General features: G+C 68.6%; 16 protein-coding genes. 8 read left to right on the plus strand and 8 right to left on the minus strand.

Annotated features, from left to right (window positions below):
* Positions 1-141 precede the first annotated feature (141 nt).
* Positions 142-468: an FmdB family zinc ribbon protein gene (locus IEW34_RS01730; RefSeq protein WP_188607393.1), complete on the plus strand. Its 327-nt coding sequence runs from the start codon at positions 142-144 to the stop codon at positions 466-468.
* A gap of 33 nt (positions 469-501) precedes the next feature.
* Here IEW34_RS01730 and IEW34_RS01735 read toward each other — a convergent pair whose 3' ends face one another.
* Positions 502-735 (minus strand): hypothetical protein, encoded by a 234-nt coding sequence (locus IEW34_RS01735; protein WP_188607394.1) that lies wholly within the window; start codon positions 733-735, stop codon positions 502-504.
* 167 nt (positions 736-902) lie between these two features.
* Positions 903-1550: a hypothetical protein gene (locus tag IEW34_RS01740; protein WP_188607395.1), complete on the minus strand. Its 648-nt coding sequence runs from the start codon at positions 1548-1550 to the stop codon at positions 903-905.
* A 193-nt stretch (positions 1551-1743) separates the two neighbouring features.
* Here IEW34_RS01740 and IEW34_RS01745 point away from each other — a divergent pair, with 193 nt between their 5' ends.
* Complete coding sequence (locus tag IEW34_RS01745) at positions 1744-3000, plus strand: MFS transporter (RefSeq protein ID WP_188607396.1); 1257 nt, start codon at positions 1744-1746, stop codon at positions 2998-3000.
* A gap of 204 nt (positions 3001-3204) precedes the next feature.
* Here the strand turns inward: IEW34_RS01745 and IEW34_RS01750 are convergent, their stop codons facing one another.
* Together IEW34_RS01750 and polA are read right to left on the minus strand one after the other, a co-directional pair.
* Positions 3205-3972 carry a phosphodiester glycosidase family protein gene (locus IEW34_RS01750; RefSeq protein WP_373288175.1) on the minus strand — a complete coding sequence of 256 codons (768 nt, stop codon included), beginning with the start codon at positions 3970-3972 and terminating at the stop codon, positions 3205-3207.
* A complete protein-coding gene (gene polA / locus IEW34_RS01755) occupies positions 3969-7019 on the minus strand; it encodes a DNA polymerase I (protein WP_188607397.1) in 3051 nt (1016 codons plus the stop codon). The genes IEW34_RS01750 and polA overlap by 4 nt, the downstream gene beginning before the upstream one ends.
* A 183-nt stretch (positions 7020-7202) precedes the next feature.
* Here polA and IEW34_RS01760 point away from each other — a divergent pair, with 183 nt between their 5' ends.
* Positions 7203-7481: a hypothetical protein gene (locus IEW34_RS01760; protein ID WP_188607398.1), complete on the plus strand. Its 279-nt coding sequence runs from the start codon at positions 7203-7205 to the stop codon at positions 7479-7481.
* A gap of 4 nt (positions 7482-7485) precedes the next feature.
* Here the strand turns inward: IEW34_RS01760 and pstS are convergent, their stop codons facing one another.
* Both pstS and IEW34_RS01770 read right to left on the minus strand, forming a co-directional pair.
* Positions 7486-8535, minus strand: coding sequence for a phosphate ABC transporter substrate-binding protein PstS (pstS, locus tag IEW34_RS01765; RefSeq protein ID WP_188607399.1), 1050 nt, complete (start codon positions 8533-8535; stop codon positions 7486-7488).
* A 5-nt stretch (positions 8536-8540) separates the two neighbouring features.
* The gene (locus tag IEW34_RS01770; protein ID WP_188607400.1) at positions 8541-10256 is read right to left on the minus strand and encodes a Na/Pi cotransporter family protein; all 1716 of its coding nucleotides are present in this window, start codon (positions 10254-10256) and stop codon (positions 8541-8543) included.
* 337 nt (positions 10257-10593) lie between these two features.
* On the opposite strand from IEW34_RS01770, the gene IEW34_RS01775 reads away from it, so the two are divergent.
* The 3 genes from IEW34_RS01775 (at position 10594) to IEW34_RS01785 (ending at position 15564) form a co-directional block, all read left to right on the plus strand.
* Positions 10594-11766 carry a histidine kinase dimerization/phosphoacceptor domain -containing protein gene (locus tag IEW34_RS01775; protein WP_188607401.1) on the plus strand — a complete coding sequence of 391 codons (1173 nt, stop codon included), beginning with the start codon at positions 10594-10596 and terminating at the stop codon, positions 11764-11766.
* A 1069-nt stretch (positions 11767-12835) separates the two neighbouring features.
* Positions 12836-13849 carry an NADPH-dependent curcumin/dihydrocurcumin reductase gene (curA, locus tag IEW34_RS01780; RefSeq protein WP_188607402.1) on the plus strand — a complete coding sequence of 338 codons (1014 nt, stop codon included), beginning with the start codon at positions 12836-12838 and terminating at the stop codon, positions 13847-13849.
* A 170-nt stretch (positions 13850-14019) separates the two neighbouring features.
* Positions 14020-15564 carry an OpgD/OpgG family glucan biosynthesis protein gene (locus tag IEW34_RS01785; protein WP_188607403.1) on the plus strand — a complete coding sequence of 515 codons (1545 nt, stop codon included), beginning with the start codon at positions 14020-14022 and terminating at the stop codon, positions 15562-15564.
* 5 nt (positions 15565-15569) lie between these two features.
* Here the strand turns inward: IEW34_RS01785 and IEW34_RS01790 are convergent, their stop codons facing one another.
* Both IEW34_RS01790 and IEW34_RS01795 read right to left on the minus strand, forming a co-directional pair.
* Positions 15570-16925, minus strand: coding sequence for an AmpG family muropeptide MFS transporter (locus tag IEW34_RS01790; RefSeq protein WP_244641684.1), 1356 nt, complete (start codon positions 16923-16925; stop codon positions 15570-15572).
* Between the two features lie 146 nt (positions 16926-17071).
* Entirely contained in the window at positions 17072-17905 is an 834-nt protein-coding gene (locus IEW34_RS01795; protein WP_188607404.1) for a TetR/AcrR family transcriptional regulator, read from the minus strand.
* 191 nt (positions 17906-18096) lie between these two features.
* Between IEW34_RS01795 and IEW34_RS01800 the strand changes: the two genes are divergently transcribed.
* Both IEW34_RS01800 and IEW34_RS01805 read left to right on the plus strand, forming a co-directional pair.
* On the plus strand, positions 18097-19689 hold the full coding sequence (locus IEW34_RS01800) for a class I adenylate-forming enzyme family protein (protein WP_188607405.1): 1593 nt from the start codon (positions 18097-18099) through the stop codon (positions 19687-19689).
* 74 nt (positions 19690-19763) lie between these two features.
* Complete coding sequence (locus IEW34_RS01805; protein ID WP_188607406.1) at positions 19764-20918, plus strand: ABC transporter substrate-binding protein; 1155 nt, start codon at positions 19764-19766, stop codon at positions 20916-20918.
* The last annotated feature ends 4 nt before the right edge of the window (positions 20919-20922 follow it).

The raw sequence follows: 20922 nt of genomic DNA on the forward strand, positions 1-20922 counted from the left end.
AACACGTATGAGCATATCCGCGTCATTGGATGAGCCCATCCAATGGCGAAACACTCTCGCCTCCCGTCGCGGCGGGAGGCTTCCGCCCTTCAACATTTTTGCCGGGCCTTCGCCCGGCTCGATCCTCGCAGGAGCCTGCCGATGCCCGTCTACGACTACGAATGCCCCGACTGCGGCCCGTTCTCGGCGCTGCGGTCCATGGCGGACTACCAGGCGGCGGCGGATTGCCCAAGCTGCGCGAGTGCGGCGCCGCGCATCCTGCTGAGCGCGCCGGCCCTGGCACAGATGGAAGCCGGCCGACGCAGCGCCTTCACCACGAACGAACGGAGCCGTAACGAGCCACGTCGCTCGGGCGCCCATGCGCCGGGCTGCGGCTGCTGTAGCGGCAGGCCGCTGTCGCGCACACGCCAGAGCGCCACGGGCGCCAAGAGCTTTCCCAGCGCGCGGCCATGGATGATCAGCCACTGATACGGATGGACGTCCGGCCTGGAGCGGTTGCGCTCACATCCGGCGCTGGCTCTCCCGCCGGGTCGTAGCCACGTCATGCCAGTCGCCGCCGCGCCATCCCTGCACCAGAAATCCGAGCAGCAGCCCAGCCAGACCGCCAGGCCCAGCCCGGCCGAGCCGCGCGGCCAACAGGGCGAGAATCGCCGAGGTCAGCCGCGAATGGCGGCCACTCGCCGAACGCGAGGCCAGGAACGCACCGAACAGAGGAAACAGAAGGCCACGGAGCACGGCAACACCTCCCTACTGGCGGATCAAACCCCGGACGAGCGCCCCAGGTTCCCCCCTCATGTCGGGATTGCCGTCTCGGCCCGCCAGCTTAGCTCCGCCCGCTGCTGCCCGGACCACGTCCGGCCGAGCCGCGGCAGCCGGGACCGAGGCTGTGAGGTGCCGCCGGCTTACCAGGCCGCCGGGTGCAGCCGTCGCTTCCAGCGCTGCCCGAGCGGCAACTCGGCTCTGGCGAGTTGCCGGCGTCCGACGCGGCGCGAACGGAGGTCGGTGCGCGCGGGCGCCGCCATGCCGGTGGCGGACGCGTCGTCCATGGCCTCGGCCGCTTCCGGCTCCAGGTCGGGTTCAAGCTCTGCCTCGGGCGCCTCGGCGGCCGCCGGCACCGCGCGGATATGCGGCTCCGCCGCCGCAGGCTCCGGAGATCGGGCGCGCGGCTGGCGCGGCCGTCGCGGGCGCGGGGCGGCGGGCGGCTCCACGAGAGGCTCTTCGGCCGCTTCGACCGCGGAAGTCTCAGCCGCCTCGGGCTCGGGCGGAGCGACGTCCCGGCTGAGATCGGGCAGCACCCGCGGCGCGTTGCTCGGCGCGGCCTTCTCGGCTGGTTTCGATCGGATGTCGGAGAAGACCTCGGCGGCCGTCAGCTCCGCCTTTTGCCGCGACGGCGACATGACCTGGCTATCCAACTCGGCGATCCAGGACCGCGGCTTCTTGCCTTGCTTCGTTTCGACCACGAATGGGCGCAACGTTCTCTTCACCAGCATTCTCCGACAGCGGGCTCGAATCACGGCGGCGTCGTACGCGCTATTGAGCCCGGGGCGCACTCTATAGTTCATCGCCCAACATTCAACTGCCGAACCACCATAATTGTGCGTAGAATGGTCGAGGTCTTCACACCCTCTCCGGTTGCGGCAGGCCGCGGCCGCGCCCCACGGAAGCGGCCCGCATGTGCGGCGCTCGGCCGCGCCATGCGCGCATCCCGGTTGATCTCGCGCCCCAAGTGCAGGCAGCCTAGCCATGGCGCGTACGTCTTGCGCGCCACCGGCCGATGGATTGACGACACCGCAGTTGACGCCGCCAGCACCCACCCGGATCGCAGTCGGCACGGCAGCCTTCAGGCACGCCAACGCGGCCCTGTTTGCGGCCGGCTTCGCCTCTTTTGCAATCCTGTACTGCGTGCAGCCGCTGCTGCCGGTGTTCGCCGCCGACTTCGGGGTCAGTGCGGCCGAAAGTTCGCTTGCCCTTTCCGTGAGCACGGCGGCGCTCGCCGTGTCGCTGCTGGTCGCCAGCTCGCTTTCGGAAGCACTCGGCCGCAAGCCGCTGATGGTCGCCTCACTGGCCGCATCGGCGGCCCTGACGCTGCTCTCGGCCGCGGCGCCGGACTGGACGAGCCTCCTCATTCTGCGCGTCCTGACGGGGCTGGCGCTGGGCGGCGTGCCGGCCGTGGCCATGGCCTACGCCGGCGAGGAGATGCACGCGCGCGGCATGCCCCTCTCCATGGGCCTCATCGTCGGCGGCAACGCGCTCGGGGGCATGACCGGGCGGCTCGTCGCCGGCACCATCGCCGATTTCGCGCCCTGGCAGGCTGCCATGGCCGCAATCGCAGGGATTGCCGTGGTCGCCACGCTCCTGTTCTGGCGCAGCCTGCCGGCCTCGCGCCATTTCGTCCGTCAGCCGCTCGAGCTCACGGGCCTGGTGCGTTCGCTGCTGATGCATCGGCGCGACCTCGGGCTGGTGCTGCTGTTCGCCGAAGCCTTCCTGCTCATGGGCTCCTTCGTCACCATCTACAACTACGCCGCTTTCCGCCTGCTGGCCCCGCCCTTCGAGCTTTCCCAGGCGTTGGCCAGCACGATCTCGGTGATCTACCTCACCGGGATCGTCAGCTCGACCTGGGCCGGGGCATTGGCGGGGCGGCTCGGCCGCCGTCACCTCCTGTGGATCGGCATCGCCATCATGCTCGCGGGCCTGCTGCTGACGCTCGCCGACGATCTGGCCCTGTTCGTGTTCGGCGTCATCGCCACCACCTGCGGCTTCTTCGCCGCCCACTCCGTCGCCAGCGGCTGGGTGGGCTACCGCGCCCGCAGCGCCAAGGCCCAGGCGGCCGCGCTCTACCTCTTCCTCTACTACTTGGGCTCCAGCATCGTCGGCACCAGCGGCGGCCTGTTCTACGCCCATGCCGGCTGGACGGGCGTCGTGGCCTTCACCAGCACGCTGACGTTCGTGGCGTTGCTGATCGCGCTCCGTTTGACGCGGATCGCGCCGCTGCCGCCCTGAGCAGACGGGGGCGCCGCCGTTCGCGTTCCATTCCGGATCCACCCGGGAGACGCGATCGAGCGCATCGCGCCATCCGATCGGATAGAAATTCCCTAGAGCGCTTCTTGATCGGGTGGACTCAGCCGATCAGAGAGAAGCGCTCCAGATTCAAAGGCTTGGAGCATTTCTAACCGATCAGATGAGCCCATCTGATCGGGAAATGCCCTAGCGCGGAACGGCACCGACGATCGGCCCGAGCGGCATCAGCCAGTCCATGCGGTGCAGGCCGGGCGCGTAGAGGCTCGACACCGAGCCGTCGAGGAACAGGGCATTGCGACAGCGCAGCTCGTCGCGGAACAGCCGCGCGAACTCACCGAAGCTGACCGGCCGTTCCGAGATGGCGAAGACCACGGTCTGGGCGTTGGCGACGCCGACGCCGTTGCGGATCTTGAGCGACGGGCCGTTGTCGGAGAACTTGGGGTGGATGCGTCCGTCGATGACGAGCATGGGCCCCGACTGGGTGGCGAAAGCGGCCCGCGGCTTCTGCGCCAGGTAGCGCCCGGTTTCCAGCACGCCGGCGGTCTTTCCGGCCACGTAGAAAACGCCATTCGGCTTGAGGTGGAAGTTGCCGTAACCCGCCTTGGTGTTGGCCGCGCGAAGCTGCTGGCCGTCCTCCACGTAAAGCCCCGCCGGCGAGCGGTCGTCCTTGTACATGCCGGCATTCATGGCGAACACCAGATCGCGCCCGGCCGGGCTGCGCATCAGCCGATCGAACGAGCCGAAGGCGGCGCCGTCCTCGCCGCGCCAGAACAGCTTGAGGGCATGGGTCCTCAGGTCGACGGTGCACACCGTGTAGTCGGCGCCGCCGTAGGCGAGCGGCCGGCAGGGGCCAACGGCAGCGGCGGGGGCCGCGCCGACGAGGAGGCCGAGGCCCAGGCCGGCCAGCCCCTTGACCAGATTGATAGCGCGCCCGCGACAGGCCGCGGGCCTCAATGGGCTTCGTCCCAGTTATGAGCGGCGCGAGCATCCACCTGCAGCGGCACCGACAGCGTCACGGCCGGATGCGGCGCCTCGATCATCACGTGCTTCACCACCGCGATGGTGGCGTCGATCTCGTCGTCCGGCACCTCGAAGACGAGTTCGTCGTGCACCTGCAGCAGCATGCGCGCGGCGAGCCTCTCGGCGCCGAGCGCCGCGTCCATGCGGGCCATGGCCCGCCGGATGATATCGGCCGCACTGCCCTGGATCGGGGCATTGATCGCCTGGCGCTCCACCGCGGCGCGCTGCGAATAGTTCGAGGTGGTGATGTCCGGATAGTGGCAGACGCGGCCGAACAGGGTGGTGACGTAGCCCTGCTCGCGGCAGCGCCGCTTGGTCTCGTCCATGTAGGTGCGGATACCGGGAAAGCGCTCGAAATAGCGCTTGATGTAGGCACCCGCCTCCTCGCGCGGGATGGCCAGCTGCTCGGCGAGGCCGAAGGCCGAGATGCCGTAGACGATGCCGAAGTTGATCGCCTTGGCCCGGCGGCGGATCATCGGGTCCATCCCCTCCACGTCGACGCCGAACATCTCGGAGGCGGTCAGCGCGTGAATGTCTACCCCCTCGGCGAACGCCTTCTTCAGCTGCGGCACGTCTGCGATATGGGCGAGCAGGCGCAGCTCGATCTGCGAATAGTCGGCCGAGATCAGCTTGTGACCGGGCGTGGCGACGAAGGCAGAGCGGATCTTGCGGCCCTCGTCGGTGCGCACCGGTATGTTCTGCAGGTTGGGCTCGGATGACGACAGCCGGCCGGTCGTCGTCGCCGCGAGGGCGAGGCAGGTGTGAACACGCTGGGTGTGTGCGTTGACATAGCCCGGCAGCAGGTCGGTGTAGGTGGACTTCAGCTTGGCGAGCTGGCGCCAATCCAGGATGCGGCGCGGCAGCTCATGGCCTTCTGCCGCGAGCTCCTCCAGGAAGCGGGCGCCGGTCGCCCACTGGCCGGTCGCGGTCTTCTTGGCGCCGGCGAGGCCCAGCTTGCCGAACAGGATGTCCCCCAGCTGCTTGGGCGAGCCGATGGTGAAACGCTCCCCGGCCAGCGCGAAGACCTCGTCCTCGAGCCGCGCCAGGGTCTGCGAGAAGTCGCCCGAAAGACGCGACAGGATCTGCCGGTCAATGGCGATGCCGCGCCGCTCCATGCGCGCCAGCGCCTCGACCAGGGGGCGCTCCAGCGTCTCATAGACGTTGGCCTTGCCCTCGGCGGCAAGCCGCGGCTTCAGCGCGCGCCAGAGCCGGAGAGTCACGTCGGCGTCCTCGGAGGCGTATTCCGCCGCCTTGTCGAGCGGCACCAGATCGAAGGTGACGGCGCTCTTGCCGCTGCCGGCGACCTCCTTGTAGGGGATGCAGCGGTGGTTGAGGAAGGCGAGCGCCAGCGCGTCCATGCCATGGCCGGCGAGCCCCATGCGGCCCGCATCGAGCACATAGGAGAGCAGCATGGTGTCGTCGTAGGCGGCGACCTCGATGCCGTAGCGCGACAGCACCAGCCAGTCGAACTTGAAGTTCTGCCCGACCTTGAGCACCGTCGGGTTTTCCAACAGCGGCTTTAGCCGGCTTATCGCCTCGGCGAAGGCGATCTGCCCCGGCAGCAGGCCGCCGCCGAAGAGGTCGGCGCCGCCGCGATGGGCGAGCGGGATGTAGCAGGCGAGGCCCGGCTCGACGGCGAGCGATACGCCGACCAGGTCGCAGGCCATGGCGTCGACCGAGGTGGTCTCGGTGTCGAGCGCCACGACGCCGACATCATAGGCAGCGGCGATCCAGCGATCGAGGTCCTCGATCGTCGTTACGGTCTCGTAGCGGGAGCGGTCGCAGGGTGCTGCCTTTGCCTCGGCCAGGCGCTTGTCGGCCAGTTGCACCGGCGTCATCGCGGCGGCCGACGGGGCCGGGGTCGCGCCGTTCGGCGCGCCGGGTGCCGCCTCGGCCGGCGGCTCGTCCGCCGCCCGGACCGCGGGCTGGCCGGCGAGCAGCGGGCTCGCCGGAACCTGCCAGTCGAGGCCGGCCCCCGGCGCGGCCAAGGCTGGATCGGCCTCCACCTGGGCCGCATCGACCCCGTAGCCGTCCGCCACGCGCTTGACCAACTGGCTGAGCTCGAGCGCCTTGAGGAAGGCGATCAACCGCCGGGCGTCGATGGCCTCGACCCGGTGGTCGGCGAGCGGCACCGGCACCGGCGTCTCGCAGTCGAGCGTCACCAGCTTGAACGACAGCCGGGCACGCTCGGCGTGCTCGATCAGCATCTCGCGCCGCTTGGGCTGCTTGATCTCGGAGGAACGGGCGAGCAGCGTCTCCAGGTCACCATAGTCGTTGATGAGCTGGGCGGCCGTCTTGATGCCGATGCCCGGGATGCCCGGCACGTTGTCGGTGGGATCGCCGACCAGCGCCTGCACGTCGGGCACGCGCTCGGGCGCCACGCCGAACTTCTCGATCACGCCATCGCGATCGAGGCGTCGCTCGGGCCGGTAGCCCGGCTTGCCTTTGATGCCGGATTCGAAGTCGTAGAAGGTGACCCCGTCGCGCACGAGCTGCATCAGGTCCTTGTCGGCCGAGACGATGAGCACGTCGGCGCCGGCCGCCGCCGCCTCGCATGCATAGGTGGCGATGATGTCGTCGGCCTCGTAGCGCTCCTGCTCCACCGGGATCAGGCCGAAGGCGCGCACCGCCTCGCGCATAAGCGGGAACTGCGGGATCAGTTCCGGCGGCGGATCGGGCCGATGCGCCTTGTAGTCGGGAAAGATCTCGCGGCGGAACGAATCCTCCGACTTGTCGAACATGATGGCGAGGTGCGTCGGCTTGATGCCGACGGCGCCCTCGCGAACGAACTGGAACAGCTTGGCGCAAAACAGGCGGACGGCGCCCGTCGGAAGCCCGTCGGACGGCCGCGTGTTGTAGCGGCGATCCTGGTTCATGGATTGGAAATAGGCGCGAAACACGAAGGAGGAGCCGTCGACCAGGAGCACCTGGTCACCGGCCTTCAACGGGGCGGGCGCAGCCTTGAGAGCGGGAGCGGTCATGCCCCGTAGATAGCAAGTGCGGACGGCGACAGCTACTCGGGCGACGGGGCACGAAGAGGCGTGGCCGGGGCTGCCCGCCGCGGCGCGCCGGTGCAGCGTGCGCCAGCGCACGCCACATCCCCTTCGGGCCTAGGCGCGGCGGCAGGCGGCCCCAACATAGGGGCGATATTTCGGAGCCGAATCATGTCTCATCGTGCGCCCACGAAGATCATTGCGCTGGCCGCTGCCGCAGCCTCGCTGATCGCCCTGGCCGAGCCGGCGGCGGCCCAATACCGCCGGCCGTATCGTGCGCCGCCGCAGCCGAGCGTGCAGCAGGCGCCGCCGGGCATGGTGAACATCGGCGGACGCTGGGTCAGCTCGGCGTGGTGCGACGCCACGGTTCCTTCGGGCGGCGGCTCCGGCGGCCCGGCCGGACCGGGGTCCGGCCTGTGCAGCCCCGGCTGGCAGCAGCGGGGGCGCTGAGGCCTCAGCGCGCGTCCGACAATACGGTCGGCCAGTAGGCCCGCACCTGCGCCGCCACGGAGGCCGGCAGCGGCACGTAGCCGAGCTCGGCGGCGACGCCGCCCCCATGATCCAGGGCCCAGCTGAAGAAGGCGAGCGCCGCCCGGCGCCCCGCGGCAGCGCCGCCCTCGCGCGGCATGATCGCATAGGTCGTCGCCACCAGCGGATAAGCGGCCTCCCCCGGGACATCCACGAGCCTCACGACGAAATCGCGGGCGCTGCTCCAGTCGGCGGCCGCGGCGGCGGCCTGGAAGCTCGCAGGCCCGGGCGCGACGAACTGGCCGTCGCGATTGCGCAGGCCGGCCGCGGCGAGGCCGGCCCGGCGGGCCGACGCGTAGTCCATGTAACCGATGGCATTGGGCGTCCGGCGCACGGCCTCGGCCACGCCCTCGTTGCCCTTGGCTGCCATGCCCGTCGGCCAGGCGACGGTGAGGCCCTCACCGACCGCCTTCCTCCAGGTGCTGCTGTGCTGGGAGAGGTAGGCGGTGACGATCGCCGTGGTGCCGGACCCATCGGAGCGGTGCACGGTGGTAATCGGCGCCGCCGGAAGCCGCAGCTGTGGATTGAGCGCGGCGATCGCCGGGTCGTTCCAGGCGCTTACTTTGCCGCCGTAGATGTCGGCCAGCAGCTCTCCCGTCAGCCGCAGCTGGCTCGCCTCGACGCCCTCGAGGTTCACCGCCGCGACGATGCCGCCGACGGCGATCGGGAACTGGATGACCCCGTAGCGCGCGATCTCCTCGCCGGACAGCGGCTGCTCCGTCGCGCCGAAATCCACGCCGCGCTCGCGCACGCGCATCATGCCCGCCTGCGAACCGATGGGCTCGTAGTCGAGGCCGGCCGCGACCGGCTGATACTCGGCGTCGCGCTGGGAGCGCAGATAGGCTTGAGACCAGCGAGCGAGCAGGGGCTGGGCCAGAGTGGAGCCCGCACCGGTGACGACCTGGGCCGTCGCCGGTGTCGCGGGAACCAGGGCGGACCATGCGACGATGGCCGCCAGCACGAGTAAGCGCGTCATGCCCATCAACCCGCCGTCTGAACCGCCGGCACCAGCGCGCCCGGCTGCGGCGCACCGGCCTCGGCGGGGGCCGGCACGGCCCGCGACACCGACCGGCGCTCCGCGTCGATGCGCTCGATCAGGAAGTAGGCGCGCTCGGCGCTGCCGAGCAGGGCGAGGATGGCTCCGCGCTCGACCCAGGGCAGATCGGCGCCGAGCCGCAGCGCCTGGGCGCGCAGCTCTGCCAGTTCCGGCAAGCGGGGCGCAGCCGCCGCCATCACCGGCGGGCTCACCTGGTCGATCGGCACGACGGCGCGCATGGCGTCGGCCACCTGATCGAGCATGGTATCGACCAGGGCGCGGCCGGCCGGCCCGAACGGCTGGCGCTCGACCCGCCGGGCGATCTGATACAGCGCCTCGCCCAGGCTCGCGGTGAAGTCCTCTTCCTCGATCAGGCTGGCGACCAGGTCGGCGCGGGCATACGGCAGGTCCGCCTTGAACAAACCGGCAGTGTAGCCGCGGATCTCGCGATTGAGCACGTCCATGGCCGCGTAGTGCTCCTCGACCTTGTCAGGGGCGTCGGGCTTGCCGCGGGCGATGTCGAGGAACTTCAACGACGCCTCGAGATAACGGCCGGTCTCCCGCAGCACGGCGGGAACCGCGGTGGCCGGCTCCTTGGCCGCCGCCGGCGTGAGGAATTTGGGCTGGGAATAGTCCTCGACGTCGTCGATGGCTGACGCGCCGACCTTCATCAGCACACGCTCGAACACGCCGACGAAGGGGAACAGCAGCACCGTGTTGAAGATGTTGAAGAAGGTCGAGTAGAGGCCGACGGCCACCGGCACCAGCGGGAAGGTCTCCTTGCCGTTGACCATCACCGGGACGCCCGGGTCGCCGCCGAACCACTGCATCACCCAGGTCAGGACGTTCATGGAGACGAAGAACAGCGGGATGGTAATCATCACCCCGATGATGTTGAACGATATGTGGGCGTAAGCGGCGCGCTTGGCGTTCTTCGACAGGTTGAGCGACGCCAGCCACGAGGTGACCGTGGTGCCGAGGTCGGCGCCCAGCGAGAAGGCGACGGCGGTCTTCCAGTCGAGGACGCCGGCGGCGCCCAGGCCCATGACGATGCCGATGGTGGCAGACGAGGAGTGGATCATCGCCGTGATGCCGGCCGCGATCAGCACGCAATAGATCAAGCCGAGGTAATTGTCGGCCCTGAGCGAGGAGATCACGCTCATGACCTCGGGCATGCTGCGCAGTGGGCGAAGGCCGCCGGTCATGAGGTTGAGGCCGTAGAAGATCAGCGCGAAGCCCATGCAGGCGAGCGCGATGCTCTTCACCTTGTCGGTCTTGGCGAAGATGTAGACGAGCGCGAAGATGCCGGCGAGCAGCAGGCCGAGCGGCCCGAGCGGCAGGGCGATGAGGCCGTTGCCGAGCGTGGTGCCGATGTTGGCGCCCATGATCACGGAAATGGCCGGCCGCAGGCCGACGACGCCGGCATTGACGAGGCCGACCACCATCACCGTCATAGCCGTGGACGACTGGATGATGCCGGTGATGAAGGTGCCCGCCATCACGCCCTTGACCGGCGTGCCGGCGACCTGGCCGAGGAAGGCACGCATCTTGTTGACGGCGAGCGACTGGATGCCGTTCGACATGAACTCGAGGCCGAGCATGAAGATGCCCAGCCCTCCGATCACCGGAACGATGACCTGCGTGAAGATATCGACCTGCATCTGCCCCTGGTCCCCGGAAGCTGGCGCCCACACGCCCGTCGGCCGGAGCGCGGATCGAGCCGCGCCACGGCCGAGCGGCCGAGCCTCTACTTTGGGAAGACCGTAGGGGCATCGTGCGACGGCGCCGTGACGTCGTCACGGGCGGCAACGGCTCCGATCGGGCCCCGCCGGCCCCCGCGTCGGTGCGACGGGTCCGCACGGGCCCGCCGGAGGACGATCTGAATGCCCCATGGCCCCGAGGGGCGATGTGCTGCTTCTCAGAAGCTGCGGAGTGGCGAACAATGCCGACACCTGAGACGTTGGGGTCGAAGCCGTCGGCACGGATTGCGGGGCCGCAATGAACGAGAGCAAGTCGTCAGGTTCTGCTGTCACGAATGAGGGCCTGCTTCAATACCAGCGGGCGCTCGCATCCTTCAGCCGGGTTGCGTCCGAGGCAATCAGTCCGGAACGCCTCGCGCAACACGCCTGCGCTCAGATTTCGAGCGTCACCCGCATAAGGCATGTCAAGGTTTTGAAGTACCGGCCCGATGCCGGGGACCTTCTTGTCGTCGCCGGGGTAGGATGGAAGCCTGGAGTCGTTGGCACGGCAACGTTCCCCATCGACCGCTCCTCGCCGCCGGGCCGCTCGATTCAAACGGCAGCCCCCGTGGTGTCGGAGGATTTACCCAACGACCCCGAATTCACCATCTCTCCGGTCTTAGCCGCGCACGGGATTGTCTCGCTACTCAATGTGCCGGTCATGATTGACGGCAAGAACTGGGGCGTGCTTGAGGTCGACTCGGAGGCAAAGCGACATTTCGGAGAATCGGACATCGGGTTTCTAACGGCCTTTGCCAATATGACCGGTGCGGCACTTGCGCGGTACGATGCCGATCAAAAGGCCCTTGCCGCCGCGCAAGCGCAGGTCGAGGCGGATGTCCTTTGGAAGGCTCGCGTTCGCGAGCTTCAGCATCGGGTTAAGAACAATCTTCAGACTGTCGTGTCTTTCCTTTCTCAGCAGCGGCGGCAAACCAGTTCCCCCGAGACGCGCATCGGGCTCGCAAGCCTGATGGATCGCGTGCAAGCTATCGCGCTGGCACATGACCAACTCTCCCATCGCGAGGGCGCCTCTCAGGTAGAATTTGCCGATTACCTGCACTCCCTTTGCGCCAATATCGACCCGCACCGGGAGACAGTGTCGGTCCAGGTCGACGCCGATGAGGCTCTCATTCCGCTTGATAGAGCCGTTCCGGCGGGTTTGATCATAAATGAATTGGTAACGAACGCGTTTAAGTACGCTTTTGATGAAGCGGAGTCCGGCAGCGTTCGCATCGAGTTTCGGACAAATCAGGAGCGCGGTGAGGGATGCATCGTCGTCGAGGACAATGGTAAGGGCATGGAGCACTCAAGCAGCGGCGGTGTCGGGATCAAACTTGTTAACGCCTTCGCGCAGCAATTAGGGGCTCGGCCGGAGTATGAAACCAATAGCAGCGGTACCCGCTGGCGCATCTGCTTTCCCCTTGTGATATGAGCAATGGTCGAAATTCTGGCGAGCGCGGGTTCGCTGGTCGCCTTTTGGGGGTGGCTGCGCCTCCGCTAGTCACTCGATCGAGACCTTCGATTGAGCGAAGCCGCTCTGGTCAGAAATTCTGTCGAGACGGCCTCGTTGAGCGGGATGGGGGGCGCAAAACCGTTGTGATTGTGGAGGACGACCCGCTGGTCTACCGCGTCTGCGTGGAAGCAGCGACGGAAGCGCAGCTCAGGCCGGATGCGGGCATCATGAGCATAACACCTCAGCAATGCAGAGACCCCCCGCGCCCTGATGGACATGGACCAGCCTCGCGGCGTCCGTCTCTCGGCACACCATTGAATTCCAGAAGGGAAAGCGTGCGCCAAATACGAACAGCCTCACCGCCATTGCCCTTAGAGGGCTCGCCGCTCTCAGCAGGGGAGAAGGTCGCGCGGACGCGCAAACTCACGAAGCTATGGCGGCAAGAAATCGCTCGTCCAACGTCAGCCTTGGCCGACCGAGCCCCGGCCGCGTGCGGCACATACTCGCGGCTGTAGCGCACGAACGGCAGCGCCTGGCCAGCGCGCACCACGTCGGGACCGATATCGCGTCCGTTGAGCTCGAAATGCGCCAGGGTGCGCCAGTAGCAGTCGCGGCCAATCCTCTGCTGCAATAGGCCGTATTCCTGCCTATCAGATCCGACGGGAAGAAGGCCGTTTGGACCCGCACGGCGGAGCCCGCCTGGCCACGACGCACACCAGACCGCTCTGGGGCGCATCGGCCGGTGAGCCGGATACGCGTGCCGTGGAGTTCCATCGTGTCGCCGTCGATGGCGCTGGCCTGGCCTGGCCCACAATGGGACCGTGCTCGGCGCGGGTCGGCGGACAAGCGGCACGCCGCCGGCGACAATCAGCGCGGAGGTGCGGTGGGACGTCTCGACTCTTATTCTCTCACGAGCATAGGCTGCGCGCCGCCAAGCGCCAGCTGGGGCCACGCCCAGACATGCGTTAGGGCAATGTTGGGGTAGCGCCGATTCCGATAGAAAAATCATTCCTTTCAGTCTTTTAGACTGCATGTATGGAGGACGCCCGTGCCGACCAACCACCAGATCCAGCTCGCCGCCCGTCCGGTGGGCGAGCCCAAACCCAGCGATTTCCGACTCGTCGAGACCGAAGCGCCCACCCCCGGGCCGGGGCAGGTGCTGCTCAAAACCCTGTGGCTGTCGCTCGATCCCTATATGCGCGGCCGCATGAGCGACGCCAAATCCTACGCCAAGTCGCTCGAGCCTGGCGACGTCATCGTCGGCGGCACCGTCAACGAGGTGGTCGCCTCCAATAATCCCAAGTTTGCCGCGGGTGACGTGGTGCTGGGCTACGAGGGCTGGCAAAGCTACTCGCTGTCCGACGGCACCGGCCTGCGCAAGCTCGACCCTGCCCGGGCTCCGATCCAGACCGCGCTCGGCGTGCTCGGCATGCCGGGCATGACCGCCTACACCGGCCTACTCAACATCGGCCAGCCCAAGGCGGGCGAGACGGTGGTGGTCGCGGCCGCTTCGGGCGCGGTGGGCTCCATCGTCGGGCAGATCGCCAGGATCAAGGGCGCCCGTGCCGTCGGCATCGCCGGCGGCGCCGACAAATGCCGCTACATCGTCGACGAGCTCGGCTTCGATGCCGCGGTGGATCACCGCGATCCCGACCTGCGCCGCAAGCTCGCCGAGGCATGCCCCGACGGCATCGACGTCTATTTCGAGAACGTCGGCGGCGCCGTGTGGGACGCGGTCTTCCCGCGGCTCAACAACTTCGCCCGCATCCCGCTGTGCGGGCTGATCGCCCATTACAACGACACCGAGACGCCAAAGGGCCCAGACCGCCTGCCGGGCTTCATGCGCCAAGCGCTGACCAAGCGGCTGGCGCTGCGCGGGTTCATCGTCTCCGACTTCGCCTCCGACGGGCCGGCGTTCGAGCGCGACGTCAGCCAGTGGATCCGCGAGGGCAAGATCAAGCACCGCGAGGACATCGTGGAGGGGCTGGACAAGGCGCCGGAAGCCTTCATCGGCCTGCTCAAAGGAGCCAACCTCGGCAAGCTGCTGGTGAAGGTGGCCTGACAGGCCGCACCACGCATACGGCCGGGCCCGCCCCGTGGCGGTGGGCTCGGAGGCAGCCGGATGCGAGCCGGGTCGCGCCGGCGGGGGGAAAATGGCATGGTGCCGCACGCCCACCCCGATTCAGCCGGCCGTCCCGGGGGCGTCGGGACGCGATGGAGAGCGACCAGCGGATGCAGGTGACGAGACGCGGAACGCTGCGCCTGGCGGCAGCGGCCTTGGCAGCCGGTGTGGTGGAGCCCCGGATCGCCCGGGCAGACCCTGCCGCCTTCAGCCCCGCGACCGTCGTGGAGGCCGCACGGGAACGCGCCGCCCGGGACTACGTGGCGCCCGACAGATCCCTGCCCGGCGCGCTCGAGCGCCTCAGCTACGACGATCTCCGCCGCATCAATTTCCGCCGCGACAGCACGCTGCTGCGCAGCCCCGGATCGCATTTCGGGCTCCAGCTGTTCCACCGCGGCGGCATCTTCAGGAACAAGGTCCGCGTGCACGTGGTGGACCAGGGCACGGCCACCGAGCTCACCTATGGGCCGGGCCTGTTCGACTTCGGTGCGGCGGGCGCACCGGGCGGGCTGCGCGCCGATCTCGGTTTTGCCGGCTTTCGCCTGCTGTTTCCGCTCAATCGGCCCGACAAGCTGGATGAGCTCGTCTCCTTCCTCGGCGCGAGCTATTTCCGGGTGCTCGGCCCCGGCCAGCACTACGGCCTGTCGGCGCGCGGTCTGGCCTTGGGATCAGGCAGCCCGCACGAGGAGTTCCCCGATTTCGTCGCATTCTGGATCGAGGCGCCGCGCCCGCTCGTGCCGAGCATCACGGTGCACGCCCTGCTGGACAGCCGATCGGTGGCGGGAGCCTATCGCTTCGTGTTCGCCCCGCAGGCCGACGCAGACGTCCAGGTCGAGGCGACCCTGTTCCCGCGCCGGGAACTGCGGGGCCTGGGGCTTGCCCCGCTCACCTCGATGTTCCTGTTCGGCGAGAATACCGTCGGCAAGCCCGCCGACTTCCGGCCCGAGGTGCACGATTCCGACGGGCTGGCCATCCGCAGCACCGCCGGGGAGTGGATCTGGCGGCCGCTCCGCAACCCGGCCAAGCCGGCCACGTCGGCGTTTCTGGACGCGGCCCCGTCGGCCTTCGGGCTGATCCAGCGCGACCGCCATTTCCGCAGCTATCAGGATCTGGAGGCGCAGTACCACCTCCGGCCAAGCTATTGGATCGAGCCGAAGGCCCTGGGCGGCGCCGGCTCTGTCGCCCTGACCGAGCTGACGGCCACCAAGGAGGCGGAGGACAACATCGTCGCGTGCTGGATGCCGGACCGGGCGCCCCGGGCGGGCGAGGAGCTCAGCATCGCCTACGCCATCCGCTCGGCTACCCCGCCCTTGCATGGGGGCGGCCGGGCCGTCGCGACCTTCGAGACGCACGCCGGCGCCGCCACCAGCAGCGAGCCGTCGGGGCTGAGGCGCTTCGTCATCGACTTCGCTGGCGGCCGGCTCGGCTCCAGCCGCGTCAACCTGGCGAGCCTGGCACTCGTGGCGACGTCATCGGCCGGCGCCATCTCGGGCGCGACCCTGGTCCGCAACCGTGCCATCGACGGCGTCCGCGCCTCGTTCGACGTGGACCTGCCGACCGAGCAGGACGTCGATCTGCGCGCCTACATCCGGATGGGCCACGAAGCGGTATCGGAGACCTGGACCTACCGCTACGACGTCGAGCCGCCGGCGTAACCGCCTCAGGCCGGTGCGGAACGCTCCTTCAACGGCTCCGTCTCCTCAGCTTCGACCGGCCTCCTGCCCGTCTGCGCCGACTCGCGATCGAAGCGCCAGATGAGCAGCGACAGGACGGCAACGGGCACGCCGACCAGCGCGGTCAGCACGAAGAACGTCGGGTAGCCGAACTGGTCGACCATGACGCCGGAGAGCCCCCCCACGAACTTGCCGGGCAGCGCATAGAGCGAGCTCAGCAGCGCGTATTGCGTCGCCGCCATGGCCGGCGACGTCAGCCCCGACATGTAGGCGATCAGGGCCGTGCCGGCGAAGCCGCTGGCGAAGTTGTCGAGGCTGATCGACAGGGTCAGCAGATCGAGGCGGTGGCCGGCGGTGGCGAGCCAGGCGAACATCAAATTGGACGCCGCGCCGGCGATGCCGCCGACGACGAGGCACGGCATGAGGCCGGCACGGGCGATGGCGATGCCGCCCGCGAAGGCGCCGAGGATGCCGATCCACACGCCGTAGAGCTTGGAGACGCTGGCGATCTCGGACTTGGAGAAGCCGAGGTCGATGTAGAGCGGGTTGGCCATGATGCCGGAAACGAAATCCGGCAGGCGGTAGATGGAGATCATCGCCAGGATCAGCACCACCAGCGTGCCCTTGCGCCGGACGAGCTCGGTGAACGGCTCCAGCACGGCGGAGGCGAAGGAGAAGCCGGGCCTGACCGCGGGCGCGGGCGCGCCTGCCCTATCGGCCGGACGGGCCACCGGGGCGAGCAGCGTGGCGATGATGCCGACGAGGGTCATCGCCGCCATGGCGAAATAGGCCGTGCGCCAGTCGACGAACTCGGCCAGATAGAGAGCGCCGGCGCCTGAACAGATCAGCGCCAGCCGGTAGCCGAGCTGATAGACGGCCGACAGCATGCCCTGCTCTTCCGTCGGCGCCGCGTCGATGCGCCAGCCGTCGATGGCCACGTCCTGCGTCGCCCCGGCGAAGGCCACCAGCAACGCCATCGCCACCGTGCCGAGCAGAAAGTGAGCGGGATCGGCGATGGCGAGACCGGCAAGGCCGACTGCCACCAGGAGCTGCGCCGCCAGCATCCAGGCACGCCGGCGGCCGAGCAGCCGCGCCAGCACGGGAAGGTCGATCCGGTCGATGGCGGGAGCCCAGATGAACTTGAGCGAATAGGCGAGCGCCACCCAGCTCAGCATGCCGATCTCGGTACGCGACACGCCCGCCTCGCGCAGCCACGCCGACAGCGTGCCGAACACCAGCAGGAACGGCAGGCCGGAGCTGAAGCCCAGCGCCAGCATGATCGCCAGCCTGGGCTCGGTGAAGGCGCGGGCGATCTGGGTCCGGCGGTCGCGAATCGAAGGCATCGCTCATCTTGCCATGAGAAGGGTGCGCGGGCTTAGCCGGCCCCACGCGTCATGGCCGGGCCCGACCTGGCCATCCCATCTACCTGGAACGCCGCGCGTAGCCCGTCCTCTCGGGCCAGAGTTTGTCAAACCGATGGATGGCCCGGTCAAGCCCGGCCAGGACGACTGGAGCGGACGAGCGTCGGGAGGACCCCGCTATCGGGCGTTTGTTCCCCCGGCACCACCATGCGCAGGATCAGGTCGCCATAGTGGTCGCCGAGCTGTTCCGGACTCATCGGCCCGCTGGCCGAGAACCAGGTCGCCACCGAAATGCACAGCGACATGATGGTCAGGCGGATGAGCTGCACGTTCTCGAAGGTGAACTGGCCGGCGGCCCGGCCGCTCAGCAGACAGCTCACGAACACCTCGTTCACCTGGTGGCGGAGCGTCACGATGCTGGCCCGCTGCTCCGGGCTCAGCACATCGAACTCGAAGGTGGCGACATGCACCGCCGTGTGCATGCGTGCATTGCACCGAGCGTAGCTGGAGACCAGCGCGTGGAGCTGCCGCAAGGGGTCGGCCTCGCGCGCCTGGGCGCGCCGCAGATCCTCCAGCATGGCCGTCGCCATGACCACGGTCAGCTTATAGAGAAGATCCCGCTTGCTGGCGAAGTGAACGTAGAGGGCGGCGGGCGACATCTCGGCCGATTTGGCGATGTCGCGGGTGGTCGTGCCGTGGTAGCCCTTGGCGGCGAAGCTTTCGATGGCGGAAACGAGCAGCTTCTTTACCGAATTGCGCTTTTGCTCGCCCGGGAACTCCGACGAGAACCCCTGGTTGATCGACTCGGTGAAGGACATGATGTCCTCGCCGGAGATGCGGCTCAGCTTGACGCCGGGGACGGGCGGCGCGGCGAGCGCCAGGCTGCGCGCGTTCGCCGCAGGCAACGGGCCGTCGACGATGTCTGCGGCGCTGGCGCGCCGGGCGGGTGTTCGCTGTCGCAAAGTTCGTTGGTCCAGGCTTGACACGGCGGCTGCGGGAACTCACGCTGAACTAAGCAAGCGCTCAGTCACAAGAGCGCGCCGATCTTACCGCCTCGAGGGGCGGCGACAAAGGGCAGGAGCGCAAGGATGAACAACGGCGACGTTCGATCGCTGGCCGGCCGGGGGATGGGGTGCACGCGGAGTGGCGGCCGATGACCGTCGCCGCCTGGATCAGGCGCAACGCCCACTGGCGTCGGGACAAGCTCGCCCTCGTCTCCGGCGACCGCCGTTACACCTATGGCGAATTCAACGAGCGCGTGAACCGCCAGGCCAACGGCCTCCTGGCCGAGGGCCTCGTGCGTGGCGACCGCGTCGCCGTGATCGCCAACAACACGAGCGAGGCGGTGGAGGCGCTGGGCGCGGCTGCCAAGGCCGGCCTGGTGCACGTGCCGATCAACTTCCGACTGTCGCCCCGCGAGGTCGAGCAGATCCTCACGCACAGCGGCGCCCGCATCGTCCTGGCCGAGCAGGAGTTCGCCGGACTGCTCGACGGTATCGGGCCCTGCCCCGATCTCAAGCGGATCATCCGGCACGACCCGCGCGACCAGGGCGGATCCGAGCATGAGGCCTGGCTCGCAGGTCAGCCTGATGCCGAGCCGCCCGTGGACGTAACCGGCGAGGACGACCTCCTCATCGTCTACACCAGCGGCACCACCGGCTCGGCCAAGGGTGCCTTCTTCAAACAGAAGCACTGCGTCGCGCATGCCCCGGTACCCGCGCTGGTGTACGACATCCGCGAGGATAGCCGGCTGCTGATGGTCTATCCGCACAACTCCATCGCGTCGATGAACATGTACTACATCCCGGCCTGGATGCAGGGGGCGACGGTGGTGCTGGCGGACGCCCGCGGCTTCTCGGCCGAGCGCTGGCTCGGCCAGGTGGAGAGGGAGCGCATCACCCACTGCCACCTGGTGCCGACCATGCTGATCCGCGTGCTGGACAGCGGCGCCGTGGGCCAGTTCGACGTCTCGTCGCTCCAGACCGTCGGCTATGGCTCGGCGCCGATGCCCAAGCACCGCGTCGAGGAGCTCAGCGCCACCTTCGGCAACATCCTGGTGCAGGGCTACGGCATGACCGAGACGTCGTCGATCGCGGCGGCGCTCGACAAGGCCGAGCATCGCCGTGCGCTGGCGGGTGACGGACGCCGGCTCGCCTCGTGCGGGCGCCCGGTGTTCGGCTGCGAGCTGCGCGTCGTCGGCGAGGACGGCCACGATGTGAAGCCGGGCGAACTCGGCGAGATCATCTTCCGCGGCCCCTACATCGCGCCGGCCTACTTCAAGGACCCCGAACGCACGGCCCAGACCATCGTGGACGGGTGGCTGCACTCGGGCGATCTTGCGGAGCTCGACGAGGACGGCTTCATCTACATCGTCGACCGCAAGAACGACATCATCATCTCCGGCGGCTTCAACGTGGCGAGCAAGGAGGTGGAAGAGGTCCTCTGCTGGCACGACGCGGTGCGCGAGGCGGCGGTGGTGTCGCGGCCCGATCCGGAGTGGGGCGAGCGCGTCCATGCCTTCGTCGCGCTGCGCGAGGGTGCTGCGGCGGATGCGGCGGAGCTCATCGCCTTCTGCCGCGACCGGCTGTCCCGCATCAAATGCCCGGACCGCATCGAATTCGTCGAGGAGCTGCCGCGCAATGCGCTGGGCAAGCTCGTCAAGGGCGACCTGCGCGCCCGCGCCCGCGCCCGCGCCCAAACGGAATCGCAAGCCCAGGCCCGCCAGCCGGTCCGCGGCGACGCCTGAAGCCCGCGTCTAGACGGGCCGGACCCTGACGCAGATCGGGGCGAAGGCCAAACACAGAGGGGAGGATGAGGCTGATGATCAAGTCGATCACACGACGTGTGGTGCTCGCCGCCGCAGTGGCCGGGCTGGCGGCTCCGGCCCTGGCGCAAGGGGCTGACCGAGGGCCGGTCAAACTGGGGGCGGTGCTGAGCCTCAGCGGGCCGGCCGCGGTGTTCGGCATTCCCGAGCGCGATGCGATCCAGGCGGTGCTCAAGCAGATGCACTCCACCACGCCGGACGGGCGCCGCATCGATCTCGTGCTGGTGGACGACAAGAGCAACCCGACCGAGGCTGCCCGCGCCGTCTCGCAGGTCATCAACAACGACCAGGTGGTGGCGATCATCGGTCCGAGCACCGGATCGGGCATCCTGGCCGCCGGGCCGATCGCCCAGCGCCTCAAGGTGCCGCTGCTCGGCCCCGCGGGCACGCTCGCCATCACCGATCCCAAGAACGAGTTCTATCCCTGGGTGTTTCGTGTCGCTCCCAGCGACATCGTCGATATCCGCGTGATCCTGCGCGACATGGCCAAGAGCAAGACCAAGAAGGTCGGCATCTTCTATCAGGAGGATGCCTATGGGAAGACCGGCGTCGACGAGGCCAAGATCTTCGGACCGACGATCGGGCTCAATGTGGTCGATACGGTGAGCGCCCCTTATACGGCGACCGACCTGACGGCACAGGCCACCAAGCTGCGCAACGCCGGCGTCGAAGCCGTCTTCCTGCAGGTGTCGATCTCGGCGCTGGGCAGCTCCTTCCTCAAGGCGGCGCGGCAGGTGGGGCTCGACGTCCCGATCTACGCCAATGCGGGCCTCGCCCAGCGTTCGTTCGCCGAGAACACCGGGCCGGAGGCGGAAGGCCTGCGGGTGCTCAGCATCGGCAACATCCCCTTCGACCCGGTCGGCGGTGAAGTGGAACTCGCCAAGATGCTGCAAGCCGAGGGCAAGGTGCCCCAGGGCTGGGGCGAGCTCGTCGGCACCAATGCGCTGATGGCCGCCGTCGCCGCCATCGACGCGCAGAAGGGCAAGGAGATCACCGGCGAAAGCATGCGCGACACGCTCGAGACGCTCTGCAACTTCAAGGCCTACGCGCGCGGCAAGGCCTGCTTCGCCAAGGACAAGCACGACGGCTGGGGCGAGGACGCGCTGGTCATCACCGAGCTGCGTAACAAGCAGCTCAAGACCCTGGACTGACGAG

It is taken from the genome of Chelatococcus reniformis, assembly GCF_014640075.1.
Lineage (GTDB): Bacteria > Pseudomonadota > Alphaproteobacteria > Rhizobiales > Beijerinckiaceae > Camelimonas > Camelimonas reniformis.